Source organism: Streptomyces sp. NPDC090119 (assembly GCF_044747085.1).
Classification (GTDB): domain Bacteria; phylum Actinomycetota; class Actinomycetes; order Streptomycetales; family Streptomycetaceae; genus Streptomyces.
In genome coordinates, this window is the sequence record NZ_JBIVDK010000003.1 from 886,660 (window position 1) to 909,569 (window position 22,910).

General features: G+C 66.2%; 30 protein-coding genes. All 30 read right to left on the reverse strand.

Going from position 1 to position 22,910, the window contains the following annotated elements; all coding sequences use genetic code 11:
• Nucleotides 1–88 precede the first annotated feature (88 nt).
• The 30 genes from map to ACIPPM_RS16945 all read right to left on the reverse strand — a co-directional run bounded on the left by map (nt 89) and on the right by ACIPPM_RS16945 (nt 22,904).
• Entirely contained in the window at nt 89–925 is an 837-nt protein-coding gene (gene map / locus ACIPPM_RS16800) for a type I methionyl aminopeptidase (protein ID WP_401448138.1), read from the reverse strand.
• A gap of 102 nt (nt 926–1,027) precedes the next feature.
• Nucleotides 1,028–1,693, reverse strand: a complete 666-nt coding sequence (locus ACIPPM_RS16805; RefSeq protein WP_401448141.1) for an adenylate kinase — start codon at nt 1,691–1,693, stop codon at nt 1,028–1,030.
• Nucleotides 1,693–3,006, reverse strand: a complete 1,314-nt coding sequence (secY, locus tag ACIPPM_RS16810; RefSeq protein ID WP_388996869.1) for a preprotein translocase subunit SecY — start codon at nt 3,004–3,006, stop codon at nt 1,693–1,695. The genes ACIPPM_RS16805 and secY overlap by 1 nt, the downstream gene beginning before the upstream one ends.
• Before the next feature lie 198 nt (nt 3,007–3,204).
• Complete coding sequence (gene rplO / locus ACIPPM_RS16815) at nt 3,205–3,660, reverse strand: 50S ribosomal protein L15 (RefSeq protein ID WP_388996872.1); 456 nt, start codon at nt 3,658–3,660, stop codon at nt 3,205–3,207.
• Between the two features lie 2 nt (nt 3,661–3,662).
• A complete protein-coding gene (gene rpmD / locus ACIPPM_RS16820) occupies nt 3,663–3,842 on the reverse strand; it encodes a 50S ribosomal protein L30 (protein WP_052580766.1) in 180 nt (59 codons plus the stop codon).
• On the reverse strand, nt 3,842–4,447 hold the full coding sequence (gene rpsE / locus ACIPPM_RS16825; protein ID WP_350745509.1) for a 30S ribosomal protein S5: 606 nt from the start codon (nt 4,445–4,447) through the stop codon (nt 3,842–3,844). The genes rpmD and rpsE overlap by 1 nt, the downstream gene beginning before the upstream one ends.
• A 63-nt stretch (nt 4,448–4,510) precedes the next feature.
• Nucleotides 4,511–4,894 carry a 50S ribosomal protein L18 gene (gene rplR, locus ACIPPM_RS16830; RefSeq protein ID WP_018543917.1) on the reverse strand — a complete coding sequence of 128 codons (384 nt, stop codon included), beginning with the start codon at nt 4,892–4,894 and terminating at the stop codon, nt 4,511–4,513.
• Between the two features lie 3 nt (nt 4,895–4,897).
• Nucleotides 4,898–5,437 carry a 50S ribosomal protein L6 gene (rplF, locus tag ACIPPM_RS16835; protein ID WP_401448145.1) on the reverse strand — a complete coding sequence of 180 codons (540 nt, stop codon included), beginning with the start codon at nt 5,435–5,437 and terminating at the stop codon, nt 4,898–4,900.
• 24 nt (nt 5,438–5,461) lie between these two features.
• A complete protein-coding gene (gene rpsH / locus ACIPPM_RS16840) occupies nt 5,462–5,860 on the reverse strand; it encodes a 30S ribosomal protein S8 (protein WP_026248232.1) in 399 nt (132 codons plus the stop codon).
• A 212-nt stretch (nt 5,861–6,072) separates the two neighbouring features.
• The gene (locus tag ACIPPM_RS16845) at nt 6,073–6,258 is read right to left on the reverse strand and encodes a type Z 30S ribosomal protein S14 (RefSeq protein WP_003948630.1); all 186 of its coding nucleotides are present in this window, start codon (nt 6,256–6,258) and stop codon (nt 6,073–6,075) included.
• A gap of 5 nt (nt 6,259–6,263) precedes the next feature.
• The gene (rplE, locus tag ACIPPM_RS16850) at nt 6,264–6,821 is read right to left on the reverse strand and encodes a 50S ribosomal protein L5 (RefSeq protein ID WP_030930495.1); all 558 of its coding nucleotides are present in this window, start codon (nt 6,819–6,821) and stop codon (nt 6,264–6,266) included.
• Nucleotides 6,821–7,144: a 50S ribosomal protein L24 gene (rplX, locus tag ACIPPM_RS16855; RefSeq protein ID WP_161146652.1), complete on the reverse strand. Its 324-nt coding sequence runs from the start codon at nt 7,142–7,144 to the stop codon at nt 6,821–6,823. The genes rplE and rplX overlap by 1 nt, the downstream gene beginning before the upstream one ends.
• Nucleotides 7,145–7,146: 2 nt before the next feature.
• Nucleotides 7,147–7,515: a 50S ribosomal protein L14 gene (gene rplN / locus ACIPPM_RS16860; protein ID WP_003992364.1), complete on the reverse strand. Its 369-nt coding sequence runs from the start codon at nt 7,513–7,515 to the stop codon at nt 7,147–7,149.
• 137 nt (nt 7,516–7,652) lie between these two features.
• Nucleotides 7,653–7,937 carry a 30S ribosomal protein S17 gene (gene rpsQ, locus ACIPPM_RS16865; protein ID WP_030811683.1) on the reverse strand — a complete coding sequence of 95 codons (285 nt, stop codon included), beginning with the start codon at nt 7,935–7,937 and terminating at the stop codon, nt 7,653–7,655.
• Nucleotides 7,937–8,161 (reverse strand): 50S ribosomal protein L29, encoded by a 225-nt coding sequence (gene rpmC / locus ACIPPM_RS16870; RefSeq protein ID WP_007494763.1) that lies wholly within the window; start codon nt 8,159–8,161, stop codon nt 7,937–7,939. The genes rpsQ and rpmC overlap by 1 nt, the downstream gene beginning before the upstream one ends.
• Nucleotides 8,161–8,580 (reverse strand): 50S ribosomal protein L16, encoded by a 420-nt coding sequence (rplP, locus tag ACIPPM_RS16875; RefSeq protein WP_030811678.1) that lies wholly within the window; start codon nt 8,578–8,580, stop codon nt 8,161–8,163. Before rplP ends, rpmC begins: the two co-directional genes overlap by 1 nt.
• A gap of 5 nt (nt 8,581–8,585) precedes the next feature.
• Nucleotides 8,586–9,416 carry a 30S ribosomal protein S3 gene (gene rpsC / locus ACIPPM_RS16880; RefSeq protein ID WP_388996883.1) on the reverse strand — a complete coding sequence of 277 codons (831 nt, stop codon included), beginning with the start codon at nt 9,414–9,416 and terminating at the stop codon, nt 8,586–8,588.
• Nucleotides 9,416–9,763 (reverse strand): 50S ribosomal protein L22, encoded by a 348-nt coding sequence (gene rplV / locus ACIPPM_RS16885; RefSeq protein WP_003974262.1) that lies wholly within the window; start codon nt 9,761–9,763, stop codon nt 9,416–9,418. Before rplV ends, rpsC begins: the two co-directional genes overlap by 1 nt.
• A 44-nt stretch (nt 9,764–9,807) precedes the next feature.
• The gene (gene rpsS / locus ACIPPM_RS16890; protein ID WP_401448150.1) at nt 9,808–10,089 is read right to left on the reverse strand and encodes a 30S ribosomal protein S19; all 282 of its coding nucleotides are present in this window, start codon (nt 10,087–10,089) and stop codon (nt 9,808–9,810) included.
• 12 nt (nt 10,090–10,101) lie between these two features.
• Complete coding sequence (gene rplB / locus ACIPPM_RS16895) at nt 10,102–10,938, reverse strand: 50S ribosomal protein L2 (RefSeq protein ID WP_388996889.1); 837 nt, start codon at nt 10,936–10,938, stop codon at nt 10,102–10,104.
• A 38-nt stretch (nt 10,939–10,976) separates the two neighbouring features.
• The gene (gene rplW / locus ACIPPM_RS16900; RefSeq protein WP_393595887.1) at nt 10,977–11,396 is read right to left on the reverse strand and encodes a 50S ribosomal protein L23; all 420 of its coding nucleotides are present in this window, start codon (nt 11,394–11,396) and stop codon (nt 10,977–10,979) included.
• Nucleotides 11,396–12,052 (reverse strand): 50S ribosomal protein L4, encoded by a 657-nt coding sequence (rplD, locus tag ACIPPM_RS16905; protein ID WP_393595888.1) that lies wholly within the window; start codon nt 12,050–12,052, stop codon nt 11,396–11,398. Before rplD ends, rplW begins: the two co-directional genes overlap by 1 nt.
• Nucleotides 12,053–12,057: 5 nt before the next feature.
• On the reverse strand, nt 12,058–12,702 hold the full coding sequence (rplC, locus tag ACIPPM_RS16910; RefSeq protein ID WP_030811658.1) for a 50S ribosomal protein L3: 645 nt from the start codon (nt 12,700–12,702) through the stop codon (nt 12,058–12,060).
• A 17-nt stretch (nt 12,703–12,719) separates the two neighbouring features.
• Nucleotides 12,720–13,028, reverse strand: a complete 309-nt coding sequence (gene rpsJ / locus ACIPPM_RS16915; protein ID WP_003948644.1) for a 30S ribosomal protein S10 — start codon at nt 13,026–13,028, stop codon at nt 12,720–12,722.
• A gap of 512 nt (nt 13,029–13,540) precedes the next feature.
• On the reverse strand, nt 13,541–14,734 hold the full coding sequence (gene tuf, locus ACIPPM_RS16920; RefSeq protein ID WP_031180867.1) for an elongation factor Tu: 1,194 nt from the start codon (nt 14,732–14,734) through the stop codon (nt 13,541–13,543).
• A 142-nt stretch (nt 14,735–14,876) separates the two neighbouring features.
• Nucleotides 14,877–17,003, reverse strand: a complete 2,127-nt coding sequence (gene fusA / locus ACIPPM_RS16925; RefSeq protein ID WP_388996899.1) for an elongation factor G — start codon at nt 17,001–17,003, stop codon at nt 14,877–14,879.
• A 39-nt stretch (nt 17,004–17,042) separates the two neighbouring features.
• Complete coding sequence (rpsG, locus tag ACIPPM_RS16930) at nt 17,043–17,513, reverse strand: 30S ribosomal protein S7 (RefSeq protein ID WP_081218873.1); 471 nt, start codon at nt 17,511–17,513, stop codon at nt 17,043–17,045.
• Nucleotides 17,514–17,515: 2 nt separating this feature from the next.
• Nucleotides 17,516–17,887, reverse strand: a complete 372-nt coding sequence (gene rpsL, locus ACIPPM_RS16935) for a 30S ribosomal protein S12 (protein ID WP_003948652.1) — start codon at nt 17,885–17,887, stop codon at nt 17,516–17,518.
• A gap of 322 nt (nt 17,888–18,209) precedes the next feature.
• Nucleotides 18,210–18,698 carry a DUF1707 and DUF4190 domain-containing protein gene (locus ACIPPM_RS16940; protein WP_401448158.1) on the reverse strand — a complete coding sequence of 163 codons (489 nt, stop codon included), beginning with the start codon at nt 18,696–18,698 and terminating at the stop codon, nt 18,210–18,212.
• 306 nt (nt 18,699–19,004) lie between these two features.
• Nucleotides 19,005–22,904 carry a DNA-directed RNA polymerase subunit beta' gene (locus tag ACIPPM_RS16945; RefSeq protein WP_401448161.1) on the reverse strand — a complete coding sequence of 1,300 codons (3,900 nt, stop codon included), beginning with the start codon at nt 22,902–22,904 and terminating at the stop codon, nt 19,005–19,007.
• Nucleotides 22,905–22,910 lie beyond the last annotated feature (6 nt).

The window sequence follows — 22,910 nt, forward strand, 5'->3', positions numbered from 1 at the left end:
CCCTCTCGCGGGTTTCGGCGCCGAGGCGCCTCACATGCTTCGAGCGGCTGCGCCGGCCTCCGACCGGCGGCCCCGCCCCGGCCGCAGGTCAGGCCAGCGGATCGGGGGCGGCCGTGACTCCGTACTCCGCGAGCTTCGCCTTGCCGCCGTCCGGGGACGTGAGGACCAGCGGGCCCTGCTCGGTCAGAGCCACCGAGTGCTCCCAGTGGGAGGACCAGGTGCCGTCGGTGGTGATGACCGTCCAGTCGTCCTCGAGGACCTCGGTGCGGGGGGTGCCGAGGGAGACCATGGGCTCGATGGCGAGGCAGAAGCCGGGTACCAGCTTGGGGCCCTTGCCGCGGCGGCGCTCGACGTAGTTCAGCAGGTGCGGGTCCATGTGCATCTCGGTACCGATGCCGTGGCCGCCGTAGTCCTCGACGATGCCGTACTTGCCGCCGCCGGGCTTCGGCTGGCGGCGGATATAGGTCTCGATCGCGCGGGAGATGTCGACCAGCCGGTTGCCCAGCTTCATCGCGGCGATGCCCGCCCACATCGACTCCTCGGTCACCCGGGACAGCTCGATGAGCTCCGGGGCGTGGCCCGAGCCGACGAAGGCGGTGTAGGCCGCGTCACCGTGCCAGCCGTCCACGATCGCGCCGCAGTCGATGGAGATCATGTCGCCGTCCTTCAGGACGACCTTCTCGGAGGGGATGCCGTGCACCACGACGTCGTTCACCGACGTGCAGATGGTCGCGGGGAAACCGCCGTACCCGAGGAAGTTCGACTTCGCGCCGTGCTCGTCGAGCACCTTGCGCGCCGCCTCGTCCAGGTCCTTGGTGCTCGCGCCGGGCACCGCCGCCTCTCGGGTGGCCGCGTGGATCGCGGCGACGACCAGCCCCGCCGCCCGCATCTTCGCGATCTGCTCGGGGGTCTTGATCTGCACCATGGGGGGCCTGCGCTCTCCGTCACTCGGACCGACTGGGTTTACCTGCACAACACTACGGCCGCGACGCCCAGGCGGGCACCGCGGCCGTACGGACCGGGGGTCTTACTCGCTGCCGGCCTTCTCGCGCTTGAGGGCCTCCAGGGCCCGCTTGGTGATCTCGTCCACCGGACCCAGCGAGGAGATCGTCACGACGAGCCCCTGCGCCTTGTAGTAGTCGATGATCGGCTCGGTCTGGGTGTGGTAGACCTCGAGCCGCTTGCGGACGGTGTCCTCGGAGTCGTCGTCCCGCTGGTACAGCTCGCCGCCGCAGACGTCGCAGACGCCTTCCTTCTTCGGCGCGCTGTACGTCACGTGGAAGACGTGCGCGGAGTCGTTGCGGCAGATGCGCCGGCCGGCGATCCGCTTGACGACCTCCTCCTCCGGGACCTCCAGGTCCAGGACGGCGTCCAGCTTGATGCCCTCGCCCTGCAGCAGTTCGTCCAGCGCCTGGGCCTGGGAGACGTTGCGCGGGAAGCCGTCGAGCAGGAAGCCGTTCTCGGCGTCCGGCTGCTCCATGCGGTCCTTGGCCATGGCGATGGTGACCTCGTCCGGGACGAGGTTGCCCGCGTCCATGTAGGACTTGGCCAGCTTGCCGAGGTCCGTCTGCCGACTGATGTTGGCCCGGAACAGGTCGCCCGTGGAGATGTGCGGGACGACCAGCTTCTCAGCGAGGCGGACGGCTTGCGTTCCCTTACCGGCACCCGGCGGCCCGACGAGGACGATACGCATCAGCGGAGGAACCCTTCGTAATTGCGCTGCTGGAGCTGGCTCTCGATCTGCTTCACCGTCTCGAGACCGACACCCACGATGATCAGGATGCTGGTTCCACCGAAGGGGAAGTTCTGGCTTGCTCCGAAGCCCACCAACGCCATTGTCGGTACGAGAGCGATCAGACCCAGATACAGCGAGCCCGGCCAGGTGATCCGGTTGAGCACATAACTCAGGTACTCAGCGGTCGGCCGGCCTGCCCGGATGCCCGGAATGAAGCCACCATACTTCTTCATGTTGTCGGCGACTTCCTCGGGGTTGAAGGAGATCGCCACGTAGAAGAACGCGAAGAACACGATGAGGAGGAAGTACAGCGAGATGTAGATCGGGTGGTCGCCCTTGGTGAGGTTCGCCGTGATCCAGCGCTTCCAGCCCGAGTCCCCGCCCGCGAACTGCGCGATCAGCGCCGGGATGTAGAGCAGCGACGAGGCGAAGATGACCGGGATCACACCGGCCTGGTTGACCTTCAGCGGGATGTACGTCGACGTACCCCCGTAGGAACGGCGGCCGATCATGCGCTTCGCGTACTGCACCGGGATGCGGCGCTGGGCCTGCTCCACGAAGACCACGAGCGCGACCATGACCAGGCCGACCAGGATGACGGTGCCGAACTCGATCCAGCCGCCGGCCAGGGTGCCCTGCTTCTTGATGGCCCACAGCGCGGACGGGAAGGTCGCGGCGATCGAGATGAACATCAGGATCGACATGCCGTTGCCGATGCCGCGGTCGGTGATCAGCTCACCGAGCCACATCACCAGCGCCGTACCGGCGGTCATGCAGATGACCATGGTGATGGTGGTGAAGATCGCCTGGTCCGGGACGATGTTCCCGGCGACCGTGCAGCCGCTGAAGAGGGCGCCGCTGCGGGCGGTGGCCACCAGGCCGGTGCCCTGCAGGATGGCGAGCGCCACGGTCAGATAGCGGGTGTACTGCGTGATCTTCGCGGTACCGGCCTGCCCCTCCTTCTTGAGGGCCTCCAGACGCGGGATCACCACGGTCAGCAGCTGGAGAATGATGCTCGCCGTGATGTACGGCATGATGCCGAGGGCGAAGATCGTGATCTGGAGCAGCGCTCCGCCACTGAACATGTTGACCAGTCCGAACAGGCCCTGGTTGCCGGAAGCCTCGGTCACACAGGTCTGGACGGCCTTGTAGTTGACGCCGGGGATCGGGACGTGGGTACCGACCCGGTAGACCACGATGACGCCCAGCGTGAAGAGCAGCTTCTTGCGCAGGTCGGGCGTCCTGAACGCCCGGGCGAACGCGGTGAGCACGGTGCCTCCTGCGACCCCCGCGCAACTGCGTCAAGGGTGACGGTCTAGAGGTTCGACGAATAAGTGAAAGGGAACAGCGCAGCCACCTTACCGGCGACACCGCCTCCCTAGGAACGACCGACCGGGGATACCCCACTGTGGGGTATCCCCGGTCGGGATCGTTCTACGTCATCGAGTGACCTGAGGGACCCTGAGGTCTCAGACCAGCTCGGTGACCGTGCCGCCGGCAGCGGCGATCTTCTCCTTGGCGGAGCCGGAGACGGCGTCGACCGTCACCTGCAGCGCCACCGAGATCTCGCCCTGGCCCAGGACCTTGACGAGGCTGTTCTTGCGAACGGCACCCTTGGCCACCAGACCCTCGACGGTGACCTCGCCACCCTCGGGGTAGAGCGAGGCCAGCTTCTCGAGGTTCACGACCTGGAACTCGGTCTTGAACGGGTTCTTGAAGCCCTTGAGCTTCGGCAGACGCATGTGGAGGGGCATCTGGCCACCCTCGAAGCGCTGCGGAACCTGGTAGCGGGCCTTGGTGCCCTTGGTACCACGACCAGCCGTCTTACCCTTCGACGCCTCACCACGACCGACACGGGTCTTGGCGGTCTTGGCGCCCGGGGCCGGACGGAGGTTGTGGATCTTGAGCGGGTTGTTCTCCGCCATGATCAGACCTCCTCAACCGTCACGAGGTGGCGGACGGTGTGCACCATGCCGCGGAACTCGGGGCGGTCCTCCTTGACGACCTGCGTGTTGATGCCCTTGAGACCAAGGGACCGCAGGGTGTCGCGGTGGTTCTGCTTGCTGCCGATGTACGACTTGACCTGCGTGATCTTGAGCTGTGCCATTACGCACCAGCCCCGGCACGCGCACGGAGCAGAGCCGCGGGAGCGACGTCCTCGAGGGGCAGGCCACGGCGGGCCGCGACCTCCTCGGGACGCTGCAGGCCCTTGAGGGCCTCCACGGTCGCGTGCACGATGTTGATCGCGTTGGACGAGCCGAGCGACTTCGACAGGATGTCGTGGATACCGGCGCACTCGAGCACGGCACGCACCGGGCCACCGGCGATAACACCGGTACCGGGGGACGCGGGCTTGAGCAGAACGACGCCGGCAGCCTTCTCACCCGTGATCGGGTGCGGGATGGTGCCCTGGATACGGGGGACCTTGAAGAAGTGCTTCTTGGCCTCCTCAACACCCTTGGCGATGGCGGCCGGCACCTCCTTGGCCTTGCCGTAACCGACACCCACGGTGCCGTCACCATCGCCCACCACGACCAGCGCGGTGAAGCTGAAGCGACGACCACCCTTCACAACCTTGGCGACGCGGTTGATCGCGACGACGCGCTCAACGTACGCGGTCTTCTCGGCGGCAGCTGCGCCGCCGTCACGGCCCTTCCGGTCCCGCCGCTCGCCGCCACCGGCACCGCCACCGCGGCGCTGGGGTCCAGCCATTGGAATTACCTCTCTCTTTTTCCGCTAGCTACGCAGTGACATAAGTCGCTGCGCGACGGGGACTCAGAACTTGAGTCCGGCTTCGCGGGCGGCGTCCGCCAGGGCGGCGATGCGCCCGGCGTACTGGTTGCCACCACGGTCGAATACGACAGCCTCGACACCGGCGGCCTTGGCCCGCTCGGCGACAAGGGCGCCGACGGACTTGGCCTGCGCCGACTTGTCGCTCTCGCCGCCGCGGATCGAGGCGTCCAGGGTCGACGCCGACGCCAGGGTGTGACCCTTGATGTCGTCGATGACCTGGGCCACGATGTGGCGGTTGGAGCGCGTCACAACGAGACGCGGACGCTCAGCCGTACCCGAGATGTGCTTGCGGATCCGGATGTGGCGGCGCTTGATCGCGGCGCGCTTGTAGGCGTCGCCCTTGAGGATCTTCTGTCCGTATGCCATGGCTTACTTACCCGCCTTTCCGACCTTGCGGCGGATAACTTCGCCCTCGTACTTGACGCCCTTGGCCTTGTACGGGTCAGGCTTGCGCAGCTTGCGGATGTTCGCCGCAACCTCGCCGACCTTCTGCTTGTCGATGCCCTCGACCTGGAAGCGGGTCGGGGTCTCGACCTTGAAGGTGATGCCCTCGGGCGCCTCGACGGTGATCGGGTGGCTGTAGCCGAGCGCGAACTCGAGGTTCGAACCCTTGGCCGCAACGCGGTAACCGACACCGCTGATCTCGAGCTTCTTCACGTAACCCTCGGTCACGCCGGTGATCATGTTCGCCACCAGCGTGCGGGACAGGCCGTGGAGGGCCTTGTTCTGACGCTCGTCGTTGGGGCGGGTGACGTTCAGAACGCCGTCCTCACCCTTGGCGATGTCGATCGGCGCCACGACGGTGTGGGACAGGGTGCCCTTGGGGCCCTTGACCGAGACCGTACGGCCGTCGATGGTGACGTCCACGCCGGCGGGAACCGTGATGGGGAGCTTGCCAATACGCGACATAGCTGTTTCCTCCGTTCCCTTCCGTTACCAGACGTAGGCGAGAACTTCTCCGCCTACGCCCTTCTTGCCGGCCTGCTTGTCGGTGAGGAGCCCGTGCGACGTGGAGATGATCGCCACGCCCAGGCCGCCGAGCACCTTCGGCAGGTTGGTGGACTTCGCGTAGACCCGGAGACCGGGCTTCGAGATCCGCTTGATGCCCGCGATGGAGCGCTCACGGTTCGGACCGAACTTCAGCTCGAGGACGAGGTTCTTGCCGACCTCGGCGTCCTCGGTCTTCCAGCCGGTGATGAAGCCCTCCTGCTGGAGGATCTCCGCGATGTGAGACTTGATCTTCGACGCCGGCATCGTCACGGAGTCGTGGTATGCCGAGTTCGCGTTACGCAGACGCGTAAGCATGTCTGCGATCGGATCAGTCATGGTCATGAATTGGCCTTCGGCCTCTCTCGCCGGGGTTTCCTGGTGCGCCATCCCTCTCCCCGATCCGAGACGGGGCGGGTGCGGCGCGGTGGACCTACGGCGTAGTAAGTCGTACGGGCGCGACAGGCGCCCGACCCCACCAGCCTACGGCATGGTGGGACGGGCCCCTGTCGACCCAGTTGCTTACCGAGAGCTTCGGGAATCCCTGATTAGGGGGATTACCAGGAGCTCTTGGTCACGCCCGGCAGCTCGCCACGGTGAGCCATCTCACGAAGGCACACGCGGCAGAGGCCGAACTTGCGGTACACGGAGTGCGGACGGCCGCAGCGCTGGCAGCGCGTGTAGCCACGCACCCCGAACTTGGGCTTACGAGCAGCCTTGGCAATCAGAGCCTTCTTCGCCATCTCGCTTACGCCTCCTTGAAGGGGAAGCCGAGGTGACGGAGAAGGGCACGGCCCTCAGCGTCGTTGGTCGCCGTGGTCACCACGGTGATGTCCATACCCCGGACGCGGTCGATCTTGTCCTGGTCGATCTCGTGGAACATGACCTGCTCCGTGAGACCGAAGGTGTAGTTGCCACGGCCGTCGAACTGCTTGGGGGACAGGCCGCGGAAGTCGCGGATGCGCGGAAGCGCCAGCGACAGGGTGCGGTCCAGGAACTCCCACATGCGGTCGCCACGGAGCGTGACGTGGGCACCGATCGGCTGACCCTCACGCAGCTTGAACTGCGCGATGGACTTGCGGGCCTTGGTGACGGCCGGCTTCTGACCGGTGATCGTGGTGAGGTCGCGAATCGCGCCGTCGATCAGCTTGGAGTCGCGGGCGGCGTCGCCCACACCCATGTTGACCACGATCTTGACGAGGCCGGGGATCTGCATGACGTTCTCGTACTTGAACTCGTCACGCAGCTTGCCCGCGATCTCCTCGCGGTACTTCGTCTTCAGACGCGGAGTGGTGGTGGTAGCCATCAGATGTCCTCACCCGTCCGCTTGGCAACGCGGATCTTGTTGCCTTCGTCGTCGAAGCGGTAGCCGACACGCGTGACGACCTTGTTGCCATCCTTCTCAACGACCAGCTGGACGTTGGAGACGTGGATGGGCGCCTCGGTCGTGACGATGCCGCCCGCCTGCGAACCGCTGGCGGTGGGGCCGGCCTTGGTGTGCTTCTTGACCCGGTTGACACCCTCGACCAGGACACGCTCGTCGCGCGGGAAAGCGGCAATGACCTTGCCCTGCTTGCCCTTGTCCTTACCGGTGATGACCTGGACCAGGTCGCCCTTCTTGATCTTCATGCTTACAGCACCTCCGGCGCGAGCGAGATGATCTTCATGAACTTCTTCTCGCGCAGCTCACGGCCCACGGGGCCGAAGATACGGGTGCCGCGAGGGTCGCCGTCGTTCTTGAGAATGACAGCGGCGTTCTCGTCGAAGCGGATGTACGAGCCGTCCGGACGACGGCGCTCCTTGACGGTGCGAACGATGACGGCCTTGATGACGTCACCCTTCTTCACGTTGCCGCCGGGGATCGCGTCCTTGACGGTGGCGACGATGACGTCACCGATGCCCGCGTAGCGGCGACCGGAGCCACCGAGCACACGGATGCAAAGGATCTCCTTCGCACCAGTGTTGTCGGCGACACGCAGCCGCGACTCCTGCTGGATCACGTCTATCTCCTGATTGTCTGCCGGTTCCCGGCCGGGGTCCTGTCCCTAGGGACGGGGACCCCGACCGAGCCTGGCGGAACCTACCTGCGAGATTTTCCCCGCAGGAATACCTTGCTTGAGAAATTCCCTCGCGGGAATTACTTGGCCTTCTCGAGGATCTCGACGATGCGCCAGCGCTTCGTCGAGGACAGCGGCCGGGTCTCCGCGAGGAGGACACGGTCGCCGACGCCGGCGGCGTTCTGCTCGTCGTGAGCCTTGAGCTTGTTCGTACGGCGGATGACCTTGCCGTACAGCGCGTGCTTCACGCGGTCCTCGACGGCGACGACGACGGTCTTGTCCATCTTGTCGCTGACGACGAGACCCTCACGGGTCTTGCGGAAGCCGCGGGCCTCTGCGTTCTCAGTCACGTTCTTCTCGCTCATCAGGCGTTCTCCACCGTTTCGATGCCCAGCTCACGCTCGCGCATCAGGGTGTAGATCCGCGCGATGTCCTTGCGGACCGCCTTCAGACGGCCGTGGTTCTCGAGCTGTCCGGTCGCCGCCTGGAAGCGGAGATTGAACAGTTCTTCCTTGGCCTCGCGGAGCTTCGCAAGAAGCTCTTCGTTGCCCAGCTCGCGCAGCTCGGACGCCTTGGTACCGGCCGACATCACGCTTCACCTGCCTCGCGCTTGACGATCCGGCACTTCATCGGCAGCTTGTGCGCCGCACGAGTGAGGGCCTCACGCGCAATCTTCTCGTTGGGGTACGACAGCTCGAACATGACGCGTCCGGGCTTGACGTTGGCGATCCACCACTCCGGGGAACCCTTACCGGAACCCATGCGGGTCTCGGCAGGCTTCTTGGTGAGGGGACGGTCCGGGTAGATGTTGATCCAGACCTTGCCGCCACGCTTGATGTGGCGGGTCATGGCGATACGAGCCGCTTCGATCTGACGGTTCGTCACATACGCCGGGGTCAGCGCCTGGATGCCGTACTCGCCGAACGCAACCTGCGTGCCGCCCTTGGCCATGCCGCTGCGCTTCGGGTGGTGCTGCTTGCGGTGCTTGACCCTACGGGGGATCAGCATTTCGGTCAGGCCTCCGTTCCGGTGCTCTCAGCCGGAGCGGCGGCGGCGGGAGCCTCGGCCTTGGGGGCCTCGGCGCCGGCAGCCTGCTGCGGCTTACGACCACGCCCGCCACGCTCGCCACCACGGCCACCACGGGCCGGGCGGTCGGCGCCACCACGGGCCGGGCGGTTACCCGCACGGGCCGCAGCGTTCTCGGCGCGGACCTCGGCGATGTTCTTGACATCGCCCTTGTAGATCCAGACCTTCACGCCGATGCGGCCGAAGGTCGTCTTGGCCTCGAAGAAGCCGTAGTCCACGTTCGCGCGGAGCGTGTGCAGGGGCACACGGCCCTCGCGGTAGAACTCCGAGCGGGACATCTCGGCGCCACCGAGGCGGCCACCGCACTGGATCTTGATGCCCTTGGCGCCGGCCTTCATCGACGACTGCATGCTCTTACGCATGGCGCGACGGAAGGAGACACGCGAGGAGAGCTGCTCGGCGACGGCCTGAGCGACCAGCTGGGCATCCGTCTCGGGGTTCTTGACCTCGAGGATGTTCAGCTGGACCTGCTTGCCCGTCAGCTTCTCCAGCTGACCGCGGATCTTGTCGGCCTCCGCACCACGGCGGCCGATGACGATGCCCGGACGCGCGGTGTGGATGTCCACGCGGACACGGTCACGGGTGCGCTCGATCTCCACCTTGGAGATGCCCGCGCGCTCCATGCCCTGCGTCAGCATGCGACGGATGGCCACGTCTTCCTTGACGTAGTCCTTGTACAGCTTGTCGGCGTACCAACGCGACTTGAAGTCGGTCGTGACACCGAGCCGGAACCCGTGCGGGTTTACCTTCTGGCCCATTACCGGGTTCCTTCCTTGCTGCTGACGACCACGGTGATGTGGCTGGTCCGCTTGCGGATCCGGTAGGCACGGCCCTGGGCGCGCGGCCGGAACCGCTTCAGGGTCGGGCCCTCGTCGACGTACGCCTCGGAAATGAAGAGGCTGTCGGCGTCGGTGTGGTCGTAGTTGTGCGCGGCGTTGGCGATGGCGCTGTCGAGCACCTTGCCGACCGGCACGGAGGCTGCCTGCGGAGCGAATCGCAGAACAGCCTGAGCCTCCGTGGCATCCATGCCACGGATAAGGTCCACCACGCGGCGGGCCTTCATGGGCGTAACGCGGATGTACCGCGCCTGGGCCCTGGCTTCCATGGTTGTCCCTCTCAGTTACTTACGTGTCTGAATGCGATCCGCTACTAGCGGCGCTTCGACTTCCGGTCGTCCTTGACGTGGCCGCGGAAGGTGCGAGTCGGCGAGAACTCGCCGAGCTTGTGGCCGACCATCGCCTCGGTGACGAACACCGGGATGTGGGTCTTGCCGTTGTGCACCGCCAGCGTGTGGCCCAGCATGGCCGGGACGATCATCGAGCGGCGGGACCAGGTCTTGATGACGTTCTTGGTGCCGGCTTCGTTCTGGACATCCACCTTCTTGATCAGGTGGTCGTCGACGAAGGGCCCCTTCTTCAGGCTACGAGGCATCTCAACCCGTCCTTAGCGCTTCTTGTTCGTCTTGCGGCGGCGGACGATGTACTTGTTCGACGCCTTCTTGGGCGAACGAGTACGGCCTTCCTTCTTGCCCCACGGGGACACAGGGTGGCGACCACCGGAAGTGCGGCCCTCACCACCACCGTGCGGGTGGTCGACCGGGTTCATGACGACACCACGGACGGTCGGGCGAACGCCCAGCCACCGCTTACGGCCGGCCTTACCCCAGTTGATGTTGCTCTGCTCGGCGTTGCCGACCTCACCGACGGTGGCGCGGCAGCGCGCGTCGACGAGACGGATCTCGCCGGACGGCATGCGCAGGTGGGCCATGGAGCCCTCCTTCGCGAGCAGCTGCACCGAGGCACCGGCGGACCGGGCGAACTTGGCGCCGCCACCGGGACGGAGCTCGATCGCGTGGATCGTGGTACCGACCGGGATGTTGCGGAGCGCCAGGTTGTTGCCCGGCTTGATGTCGGCGCCCGGACCGTTCTCGACGCGGTCACCCTGCTGCAGGTTGCGCGGGGCGAGGATGTAGCGCTTCTCGCCGTCCGCGTAGTGCAGCAGCGCGATGCGCGCGGTGCGGTTGGGGTCGTACTCGATGTGCGCGACCTTCGCCGGCACGCCGTCCTTGTCGTGACGACGGAAGTCGATCACTCGGTAGGCGCGCTTGTGTCCGCCACCCTGGTGGCGAACGGTCACACGACCGGCGTTGTTACGGCCGCCCTTGCTGTGCAGAGGGCGGACCAGCGACTTCTCCGGCGTGGACCGCGTGACCTCGACGAAGTCGGCGACGCTGGCGCCACGACGGCCCGGCGTAGTCGGCTTGTACTTGCGGATTCCCATTTCTCAGTCCTCGTCCGATATCGGACGATCCGACCCGCTTACGCGGTCGGACCGCCGAAGATGTCGATACGGTCGCCCTCAGCGAGGGACACGATCGCGCGCTTGCTGCCGGCACGCTGACCGAAACCGGTCTTCGTGCGCTTGCGCTTGCCCTGGCGGTTGATCGTGTTGACCCCGGTGACCTTGACGTCGAAGACCGCCTGGACGGCCTGCTTGATCTGGGTCTTGTTGGCGTTCGGGGCGACGATGAACGTGTACTTGCCCTCGTCGAGGAGCGCGTAGCTCTTCTCCGAGACGACCGGCTTGAGCAGCACGTCACGGGGGTCCGTGAAGGACTTGCTCAGCGGGGTCTCGACCGTGTTCTTGCCCTCGGTGGCGTGACGCTTCGCCTTGGCGACGCGCGCGGCCTTGGCGGCCTTGGCGGCCTTCGAGGCGATGCTCGGGTGGCGCGTAGCCATCAGGCTTCGCTCCCTTCGGTGTCATTGGCCTTCGGGCCGGACACGAAGGACTCGAAAGCGGCCTGGGTGAAGACCACGTCGTCCGAGACGAGAACGTCGTACGTGTTCAGCTGGCCCGGCTCCAGGATGTGGACCTGGGGCAGGTTGCGCGCGGAAAGCAGCGCGGCCTCGTCGGAGCGCTCGATGACCAGGAGCACGTTCTTGCGCTCGCTGACCTTGCCGAGGAAGCTCTTCGCGGCCTTGGTGGAGGGGGTGTCGCCCTCGACCACGCCGGTGATGACGTGGATGCGAGCGTTGCGGGCCCGGTCGGTGAGGGCGTGGCGCAGGGCCGCGGCCTTCATCTTCTTCGGGGTCCGCTGCGAGTAGTCACGCGGGGTGGGGCCGTGGACGACGCCACCGCCGGCGAACTGCGGCGCACGGGTCGAACCCTGGCGCGCGCGGCCGGTGCCCTTCTGACGGTAGGGCTTCCTACCGCCACCGCGGACCTCGCCACGACGCTTGACCTTGTGCGTGCCCTGACGGGCGGCGGCCAGCTGCGCGACGACGACCTGGTGAAGCAGCGGAACGCTGATCTTCTCCACGTCGAAGATCTCGGCCGGGAGCTCTACGGTCCCGGCGTTGTCGCCGGAGGGCGACTGAATGTCAATGGTGCTCATAGTCCTCAGGCCCCCTTGGCCGCGGTGCGGACCAGGACGAGGCCGCCGTTCGGACCAGGAACCGCGCCCTTGATGAGGAGCAGGCCCTTCTCCGCGTCAACGGCGTGAACGGTCAGGTTCTGGGTGGTGACCCGCTCGTTGCCCATGCGACCCGCCATGCGCATGCCCTTGAAGACACGGCCGGGGGTGGCACAGCCACCGATGGAACCGGGCATGCGGTGCACACGGTGGGCACCGTGGGACGCCTTGCCACCCTTGAAGTTGTGGCGCTTCATGACACCGGCGAAGCCCTTGCCCTTGCTCTTCGCGGTGACGTCGACCTTGACGCCCGACTCGAAGACCTCGGCAGTGATCTCCTGACCCAGCGTGTAGTCGCTGGCGTCGGAGGTACGGAGCTCCACCAGGTGGCGGCGCGGGGTCACGTCGGCCTTGGCGAAGTGGCCCTTGAGGGGCTTGTTCACCTTGCGCGGGTCGATCTCGCCGAAGGCGATCTGGACCGACTCGTAGCCGTCGACGTCATTCGTGCGGACCTGGGTCACGACGTTCGGACCGGCCTTGACGACGGTGACCGGAACAACACGGTTGTTCTCGTCCCACACCTGCGTCATGCCGAGCTTCTCGCCCAGGATGCCCTTGATCTGCTTAGCCATTCTCAGATCACCGATCCCTAGAGCTTGATCTCGATGTCGACACCGGCCGGGAGGTCGAGTCGCATCAGGGAGTCAACGGTCTTGGGCGTCGGGTCGAGGATGTCGATCAGGCGCTTGTGCGTGCGCATCTCGAAGTGCTCGCGCGAGTCCTTGTACTTGTGCGGCGACTTGATGACGCAGTACACGTTCTTCTCAGTGGGCAGCGGCACCGGGCCCGCGACCGACGCACCAGTGCGGGTCACCGTCTCGACGATCTTCTTCGCCGAGGAGTCGATGACCTCGTGGTCGTAGGCCTTGAGCCGGATGCGGATCTTCTGTCCCGCCATGGCTACTCAGTAGTCCTGTCTCTTCTTACGCTCCGGAACCCGGCGGTTTCACACTGCCTTCTCTCCGACCCACGCGGTCGGGCGTGTCGCACTGCCGCTAAAACGGACGCCCATCGCTGGAACATCCCTCCAGGGAATGCACACGGCCCTGCCGGAACCGCGGGCCGGGGGCGGAAGGCCCACCGGGTGCCTGGTCGGTATTGCGCTCACGCTTCCCGGAAGATTCCCGTACGTCCAACCCGCAAGGGGTTGACGAGTACTGTGGGACTCGCTTCCGGTCCTCCCGGCGGGAGGCGCGCAGCATCAACGCTCGACCGAGCAACTCCGACAGTCTGCCATATGGCCCACCCCTCTGGCCAATCGAGCCGAGTAGATTACCCCGAAAGTGACGCAGGTCAAACCCATCGGGGCCATCGCGTGAGGGCAACGTCACAGGAACGGCGGAGAGGCCCGCACGACAGATGTCGTGCGGGCCTCTCCGGGTCAGTCAATGACCCTCAAGCAAGGGGTACTTACTTGACGATCTTGGTGACCTGGCCGGCGCCCACCGTGCGGCCACCCTCGCGGATGGCGAACTTCAGGCCCTCTTCCATGGCGACGGGCTGGATGAGCGAAACGGTCATCTCAGTGTTGTCGCCCGGCATGACCATCTCGGTGCCCTCGGGGAGGGTCACGACGCCGGTCACGTCCGTGGTACGGAAGTAGAACTGCGGGCGGTAGTTGTTGAAGAACGGCGTGTGGCGGCCACCCTCGTCCTTGGACAGGATGTAGGCCTGGGCCTCGAACTCGGTGTGCGGGGTGACCGAACCGGGCTTGATGATGACCTGGCCGCGCTCGACGTCCTCGCGCTTGATGCCGCGGAGCAGCAGACCGACGTTCTCACCGGCCTGGCCCTCGTCGAGCAGCTTGCGGAACATCTCGATGCCGGTGACCGTGGTGGTGGTCTTGTCCTGCTTGATACCGACGATGTCGACGGTCTCGTTGACCTTGAGGACACCACGCTCGATACGACCGGTGACGACGGTGCCACGACCGGTGATCGTGAAGACGTCCTCGATCGGCATCAGGAACGGCTTGTCGACGTCGCGCTCGGGCTGCGGGATGTTCTCGTCCACGGCCTTCATGAGCTCGAGGACGGTGTTGCCCCACTCCTTGTCGCCCTCGAGCGCCTTGAGCGCCGAGACCTTGACGACCGGCAGGTCGTCGCCCGGGAACTCGTACTCGGAGAGGAGCTCACGGACCTCGAGCTCGACGAGCTCCAGGATCTCCTCGTCGTCCACCATGTCGGCCTTGTTCAGGGCGACCACGATGTACGGAACGCCGACCTGGCGGGCCAGGAGCACGTGCTCCTTGGTCTGCGGCATCGGGCCGTCGGTGGCGGCGACCACGAGGATGGCGCCGTCCATCTGCGCGGCACCGGTGATCATGTTCTTGATGTAGTCCGCGTGACCGGGGCAGTCGACGTGGGCGTAGTGCCGCGTCTCGGTCTGGTACTCGACGTGCGCGATCGAGATCGTGATACCGCGCTGGCGCTCCTCGGGAGCCTTGTCGATCTGGTCGAAGGCCGAGGCCTCGTTCAGGTCCGGGTACGCGTCGTGCAGCACCTTGGTAATGGCGGCCGTGAGGGTCGTCTTACCGTGGTCGATGTGACCGATGGTGCCGATGTTGACGTGCGGCTTAGTCCGCTCGAACTTCGCCTTCGCCACTGGGTCCTCCTGTGGAGTGGTTCTGGTACGCCTTACTCATCGGCGCCAGGTGATCTTTGCTGGGATGCCGCCCGCCAGGGTCTTTCCGTGTGGTCCGACCCTGGCGGTCGGTGTCAAGCCTAAAGCGTGCGAACGGGGTGCGTTACTCGCCCTTGGCCTTCGCGATGATCTCCTCGGCGACGTTCCGCGGAACCTCGGCGTAGGAGTCGAACTGCATCGAGTAGCTTGCGCGACCCGAGGTCTTGCTGCGGAGGTCTCCGACGTAGCCGAACATCTCCGAGAGGGGCACGAGGCCCTTCACGACGCGGGCACCGGCCCGCTCCTCCATGGCCTGGATCTGGCCACGGCGGGAGTTGATGTCGCCGATGACCTCGCCCATGTAGTCCTCGGGCGTGGTGACCTCGACGGCCATCATCGGCTCGAGGAGCACGGGGGAAGCCTTGCGCGCGGCCTCCTTGAAGGCCTGCGAACCGGCGATCTTGAAGGCCAGCTCGGAGGAGTCGACCTCGTGGTAGCCACCGTCGAGAAGAATGACGCGGACGCCCGTCATCTCGTAGCCGGCCAGGATGCCGAACTGCATGGCCTCCTGCGCACCCGCGTCCACCGAAGGGATGTACTCCTTCGGGATGCGGCCACCGGTGACCTTGTTCACGAACTCGTACGAGGCGTCGCCGCCCTCGATCGGCTCGATCGCGATCTGCACCTTGGCGAACTGACCGGTACCACCGGTCTGCTTCTTGTGCGTGTAGTCGAGTCGCTCGACGGCCTTGCGGATCGTCTCGCGGTACGCGACCTGCGGCTTGCCGACGTTGGCCTCGACCTTGAACTCACGGCGCATACGGTCGACCAGCACCTCGAGGTGCAGCTCGCCCATGCCGCCGATGATGGTCTGGCCGGTCTCCTCGTCCGAGTGAACCTGGAAGGAGGGGTCCTCCTCCGCGAGACGCTGGATGGCGACACCCAGCTTCTCCTGGTCACCCTTGGACTTGGGCTCGATGGCGACCTGAATGACCGGCGCCGGGAAGTCCATGGACTCCAGGATGACCGGGTTCTTGTCGTCGGACAGCGTCTCACCGGTGGTGGTCTGCTTCAGGCCCATGACGGCGACGATGTCACCGGCGCCCACCGACTCGATCTCCTCACGCTTGTTCGCGTGCATGCGGTAGATCTTGCCGATGCGCTCCTTCTTGCCCTTGACGGAGTTCAGCACCGAGGTGCCGGACTCCAGGCGGCCCGAGTAGACCCGGACGAAGGTGAGCTTGCCGAGGTGCGGGTCGCTCATGATCTTGAACGCGAGCGCCGACAGCGGCTCTTCCTCGGACGGCTTGCGCTTGACGACGACCTCGGGGTCCTTGACGTCGTGGCCCTCGATGGCCTCGACGTCGAGCGGGGTCGGCAGGTAGCGCACGACCGCGTCGAGCAGGGGCTGGACGCCCTTGTTCTTGAACGCGGTGCCACAGAACACCGGGGTGACCGTGACGCCCTCGGACTTGCCGGACGCGATGGTGATCCGACGGATCGCCGCGTAGAGCTGCTCCTCGGTGGGCTCCTGGCCCTCGAGGAAGAGCTCCATGATCTCGTCGTCGTGCTCGGCGACGGTCTCGACCAGCTTGCCGCGGTACTCCTCGGCAGCCTCGACGTGCGTGGCCGGGATGTCGACGACGTCGTACATCTCGCCCTTGGCCGCCTCGGCGGACCACACGAGCGCCTTCATGCGGACGAGGTCCACAACGCCCTGGAAGTCCATCTCGGCACCGATCGGGAGCTGCATGATGATCGGGACCGCGCCGAGGCGGTCCTTGATCATGTCCACGCAGCGGTGGAACTCGGCGCCGGTACGGTCCAGCTTGTTCACGAAGCAGATGCGCGGCACGCCGTAACGGTCGGCCTGACGCCACACCGTCTCGGACTGCGGCTCGACACCGGCGACACCGTCGAACACCGTGACGGCACCGTCGAGGACGCGGAGCGAACGCTCCACCTCGACCGTGAAGTCGACGTGCCCGGGGGTGTCGATGATGTTGATCGTGTAGTCGTCGCCCTCGAGCGGCCAGTGACAGGTGGTGGCAGCAGAGGTGATCGTGATGCCACGCTCCTGCTCCTGCTCCATCCAGTCCATGGTGGCAGCGCCGTCGTGGACCTCACCGATCTTGTAGCTGACGCCGGTGTAGAAGAGGATCCGCTCGGTGGTGGTCGTCTTGCCCGCGTCGATGTGGGCCATGATCCCGATGTTGCGGACCTTGGCCAGGTCAAGTGAAGTGGTAGCCATAAGGCTTCAGTCTTCTCTCGGTCTCGATGTGGGTAGCGACTACCAGCGGTAGTGCGCGAAGGCCTTGTTGGACTCGGCCATCTTGTGCGTGTCCTCGCGCTTCTTGACGGCCGCACCGAGGCCGTTCGAAGCGTCGAGAAGCTCGTTGAGCAGACGCTCGGTCATCGTCTTCTCGCGACGGGCGCGGGAGTAACCGACGAGCCAGCGCAGCGCGAGCGTGCTGGCGCGACCGGGCTTGACCTCGATCGGCACCTGGTACGTCGCACCGCCGACGCGGCGGGACTTGACCTCGAGGGTCGGCTTGATGTTCTCCAGCGCGCGCTTCAGCGTGATGACCGGGTCGTTGCCGGTCTTCTCACGCAGACCCTCCATGGCGCCGTAGACGATGCGCTCGGCGGTGGAGCGCTTGCCGTTCAGCAGCACCTTGTTGATGAGGGAGGTCACCAGAGGAGAACCGTAGACCGGGTCGATGATGACCGGGCGCTTCGGGGCGGGGCCCTTACGAGGCATTCTTACTTCTCCTTCTTGGCGCCGTAGCGGCTGCGGGCCTGCTTGCGGTTCTTGACACCCTGGGTGTCGAGCGAACCGCGGATGATCTTGTAGCGAACACCCGGCAGGTCCTTCACACGGCCGCCGCGCACGAGCACGATGGAGTGCTCCTGCAGGTTGTGTCCCTCACCCGGGATGTAGGCCGTGACCTCGATGCCGCTGGTCAGACGCACACGCGCGACCTTACGCAGGGCCGAGTTCGGCTTCTTCGGGGTGGTCGTGAACACACGCGTGCAGACGCCACGACGCTGGGGCGAACCCTCGAGTGCGGGCGTCTTGTTCTTCTCGACCTTGTCCTGCCGGCCCTTCCGGACCAGCTGCTGGATCGTAGGCACTACTTCTCCGGTTTCTGTGTGCCGAATGGTGAAGCTAACCTGGAACGCTCCCGACCCACGCGGTCGGGTGTGTCGAACCCACGGACTCCCGCCGCAAAGGGAAGAGCGCGGATTTCGGTGGCCGCTTACGGCTCGCCGTGCGGTGAGAAGCACACACGGGAGCCAGGGCACACCCCAGGCACAAGGTCTGAGCGTACCTATCGCACGGACTTCGGTCAAAACAAATGCCAGGCGGCCACCCGCGAGGGACAGGTCATGTCAAGTCCCAACGCCGCCGACGATCTTCGATTTCACGTAGCGCACACACGGCGCCACGCTCCCGTCATCCGTCCAGCACGCCCACCATGATGATCAGCAGCCAGAACAGGGCCCAGCCGCCGACGGACAGCCAGCCCAGAACAAGGCCGGTCAGAGCCAGTCCGTCCCCGTCCTCGCCGGTGCGGCGGATCTCCGTGCGCGCGGTGTGCCCGAGCACCACCGCCGGGATTCCGGTGAGCCCCGCGGTCAGCAGACACAGCAGCCCGCACACCGCGGCCCCGACCGCCTTGCCGTTCGCCGCGGGCCGCGGTGTGGGCAGAAACACCTGCGGTACGGGCGCCACGGGCGCCGGATACGGCATCGGACCCTGCGGAAGGTCGGCCACCACCAACGCCAGCTCGCCGACCGTACGGGCCGTGTACACGCGGGCAACGCGGCGATCGAACTCGCCCTTCTCCAGCCGCCCTTCGGCGAACCCGGCGCGCAGCACGTCCACGGCCCGCTCCCGGTCGGCATGCGAGGCCAGCAGGAACGAGGCTCCCCCACCGGGCACCTGGGGCGGCGTCGGCCAGTGCGCGGGCGGCTGGGGCTGGAAAGGCCCCGGGAAGGGCGCCACAGGCCACCCCTGCGCCCGCTGCGGAGCCGGTGGTGTACCGGCGGCCGCCGGGTCGTTGTTGTCCGGCCACGACGGATGCCACGACGGTTGCGACGACGGATGCGACACCGAGCACCTCCCGAACCCCCGACCGGGGTCCTTCCATCATGCGCCCAAATGTCCGCCGGACGGGGGGAAAACGCCGAAGGGCGGCACCCCCGAGAGGATGCCGCCCTTCAGATCGAGCGCCTTTCGGCTGCTCGCCTACTGGTTGTACGGACCGTAGTCGTAGTCCTCCAGCGGAACGGCCTGGCCGGAGCCCGCGCCGAACGGCGAGTAGTCGATGTCGTCGTAGCCGACGGCCGAGTACATCGCGGCCTTGGCCTCCTCGGTCGGCTCGACCCGGATGTTGCGGTAGCGGGACAGACCCGTACCGGCCGGGATGAGCTTACCGATGATGACGTTCTCCTTGAGGCCGATCAGGGAGTCGGACTTGGCGTTGATCGCCGCGTCCGTCAGGACCCTGGTCGTCTCCTGGAAGGAGGCCGCGGACAGCCACGACTCGGTCGCCAGCGACGCCTTGGTGATACCCATCAGCTGCGGACGGCCGGAGGCGGGGTGACCGTTCTCCTGGACCACACGACGGTTCTCGGTCTCGAACTTCGACCGCTCGACCAGCTCGCCGGGCAGCAGCTCGGCGTCGCCGGACTCGATGATCGTCACCCGGCGGAGCATCTGCCGGATGATGATCTCGATGTGCTTGTCGTGGATCGACACGCCCTGCGAGTTGTAGACCTTCTGGACCTCGCCGACCAGGTGGACCTGGACGGCACGCTGACCCAGGATGCGCAGCACGTCGTGCGGGTTGGTGGCACCCACGGTGAGCTGCTGGCCCACGTCGACGTGCTCGCCCTCGCGGACCAGGACCTTGGCACGCTTGGAGATCGGGAACGCCGTCTCGTCGCTGCCGTCGTCCGGGGTCACGACGAGCTTCTTGGTCTTCTCGGTCTCCTCGATCCGCACGCGGCCGGAGGCCTCGGAGATCGGGGCGACACCCTTCGGGGTACGGGCCTCGAAGAGCTCGACCACACGGGGCAGACCCTGGGTGATGTCGTCACCGGCCACACCACCGGTGTGGAAGGTACGCATCGTCAGCTGGGTACCGGGCTCACCGATGGACTGGGCGGCGATGATGCCGACCGCCTCACCGATGTCCACCAGCTTGCCGGTGGCCAGCGAACGGCCGTAGCACATCGCGCAGGTACCGACGGCGGACTCGCAGGTCAGGACCGAGCGGGTCTTGACCTCCTCGACGCCGGCCGCGACCAGCTGGTCGATGAGGACGTCACCGAGGTCGACGCCCGCCGGGGCGAGCACCTTGCCGTCGACGACGATGTCCTCGGCGAGGCAGCGCGCGTACACGGACGTCTCGACGTTGTCCGCCTTGCGCAGCACGCCGTCGGCGCCGCGCTCGGCGATCGACAGCTTGAGGCCGCGCTCGGTGCCGCAGTCCTCCTCGCGGATGATGACGTCCTGCGAGACGTCCACCAGACGACGGGTGAGGTAACCCGAGTCGGCGGTACGCAGGGCGGTGTCCGCCAGACCCTTACGGGCACCGTGGGTGGAGATGAAGTACTCCAGCACGGACAGGCCCTCACGGAAGGACGCCTTGATCGGACGCGGGATGGTCTCGTTCTTGGCGTTCGACACCAGACCACGCATACCGGCGATCTGCCGCATCTGCATCATGTTTCCTCGGGCACCCGAGTCAACCATCATGAAGATGGGGTTCGTCTTGGGGAAGTTCTCGTTCATCGCCTCGGCGACCTCGTTGGTCGCCTTGGTCCAGATCGCGATGAGCTCCTGAGTGCGCTCTTCCTTGGTGATCAGACCGCGCTCGTACTGCTTCTGGACCTTCTCGTCCTGCGCCTCGTAGCCCTTGACGATCTCCTTCTTCGCCTCGGGAACGACGACGTCGGAGATGGCCACGGTGACGCCGGAACGGGTCGCCCAGTAGAAGCCCGCCGCCTTCAGGTTGTCGAGCGTCGCCGCCACGATGACCTTGGGGTAGCGCTCGGCCAGGTCGTTGACGATCTCGGAGAGCTGCTTCTTGCCCACCGAGTAGTCGACGAACGGGTAGTCCTCGGGCAGCAGCTCGTTGAAGAGCGCGCGGCCCAGGGTGGTGCGCAGCCGGAAGCTGTCACCCGTCTGGTACTCGGGCTCGCCCTCCTCGCGCGCCGGCGGCGTCCAGCCACGCGGCGGGATGGTGCCCACCGGGAAGCGGATGTCGATCGGCGACTGCAGCGCCAGCTCACCGGCGTCGAACGCCATGATCGCCTCGGCCGTGGAGCCGAACGCGCGGCCCTCGCCCTTGGTGTCACGCAGTTCACCGTCGGTGGTGAGGAAGAACAGACCGAGGACCATGTCCTGGGTCGGCATCGTCACCGGACGGCCGTCGGCGGGCTTGAGGATGTTGTTCGAGGACAGCATCAGGATGCGGGCCTCGGCCTGCGCCTCCGCGGACAGCGGCAGGTGCACGGCCATCTGGTCACCGTCGAAGTCCGCGTTGAACGCGGTGCAGACGAGCGGGTGGATCTGGATGGCCTTGCCCTCGACCAGCTGCGGCTCGAAGGCCTGGATGCCGAGGCGGTGCAGGGTGGGAGCACGGTTCAGCAGCACCGGGTGCTCGGCGATGACCTCTTCGAGGACGTCGTACACGACGGTGCGGCCGCGCTCCACCATGCGCTTGGCGCTCTTGATGTTCTGCGCGTGGTTCAGGTCGACCAGGCGCTTCATCACGAACGGCTTGAAGAGCTCCAGCGCCATGGCCTTGGGCAGACCGCACTGGTGCAGCTTCAGCTGCGGACCGACGACGATGACGGAACGCGCCGAGTAGTCGACTCGCTTACCGAGCAGGTTCTGACGGAAACGACCCTGCTTGCCCTTGAGCATGTCGCTCAGGGACTTCAGCGGGCGGTTGCCGGGACCGGTGACCGGGCGACCACGACGACCGTTGTCGAAGAGGGCGTCCACGGCCTCCTGGAGCATGCGCTTCTCGTTGTTCACGATGATCTCGGGCGCGCCGAGGTCGAGAAGCCGCTTCAGGCGGTTGTTGCGGTTGATGACACGGCGGTACAGGTCGTTCAGGTCGGAGGTCGCGAAGCGGCCACCGTCCAGCTGCACCATCGGACGCAGGTCCGGCGGGATGACCGGCACGCAGTCCAGCACCATGCCCTTGGGGCTGTTGCTGGTCTGCAGGAACGCGGAGACGACCTTGAGGCGCTTGAGCGCACGGGTCTTCTTCTGGCCCTTGCCGGTGCGGATGATCTCGCGGAGACGCTCGGCCTCCTCCTCGAGGTCGAAGGACTCCAGGCGCTTCTGCAGCGCCGCGGCACCCATCGAGCCGTCGAAGTACGTGCCGAAGCGGTCACGCAGCTCGCGGTAGAGCAGCTCGTCGCCCTCGAGGTCCTGGACCTTGAGGTTCTTGAAGCGGCTCCACACCTCGTCGAGGCGGTCGATCTCGCGCTGCGCGCGGTCGCGCAGCTGCTTCATCTCGCGCTCGGCACCCTCGCGCACCTTGCGGCGCACGTCGGCCTTGGCGCCCTCGGCCTCCAGCTCGGCCAGGTCGGTCTCGAGCTTCTTGGCGCGGTTCTCCAGGTCGGAGTCGCGGCGGTTCTCGATCTGCTGACGCTCGACGGAGACGTGCGCCTCCAGCGAGGGCAGGTCGCGCTGACGACGCTCCTCGTCGACGTACGTGATCATGTACGCGGCGAAGTAGATGACCTTCTCGAGGTCCTTCGGGGCGAGGTCGAGCAGGTAGCCCAGCCGCGACGGAACGCCCTTGAAGTACCAGATGTGGGTGACGGGAGCGGCAAGCTCGATGTGGCCCATCCGCTCACGGCGCACCTTGGCGCGCGTGACCTCGACGCCACAGCGCTCACAGATGATGCCCTTGAAGCGGACGCGCTTGTACTTGCCGCAGTAGCACTCCCAGTCCCGGGTCGGACCGAAGATCTTCTCGCAGAAGAGTCCGTCCTTCTCGGGCTTGAGCGTGCGGTAGTTGATGGTCTCCGGCTTCTTGACCTCGCCGTGGCTCCACTGACGGATGTCGTCAGCGGTGGCCAGACCGATCCGGAGCTCGTCGAAGAAGTTGACGTCGAGCACTATGCG